The organism is Bradyrhizobium sp. Kon56, assembly GCF_055807635.1.
Window position 1 is genome coordinate 1 of record NZ_JBVVOU010000657.1, and the last position, 234, is coordinate 234.

Below are 234 nucleotides of genomic sequence, written 5' to 3' on the forward strand. Positions count from 1 at the left end.
GCTCGCCAAAAATCCTCCAGGTGGTCCGCGCCGAGCTGCGCAATGCGTTCGACACAGCCCCACAGCACAGAGTCATCCAGACTGCCCAAGCTCGCCTTGACGCCCAGGGTCAAGGCGTCCAAACCGGCAAAGGCCTGGAGACCGCCATCCTCGCCGAACATGTACAGCACCACCGGAAGCTGGCGGACCGGAACCCGCACCGCCGCAGCCGTCGTGACCACCCACGCGTTATGG

Annotated in this window: 1 protein-coding gene; it reads right to left on the minus strand. The window is 65.4% G+C overall.

The annotated features are described in order from the left end of the window. Window positions 1-234: hypothetical protein (locus tag AC0L3B_RS40415; protein ID WP_473383699.1), on the minus strand; the 234-nt coding region annotated here is incomplete at both ends.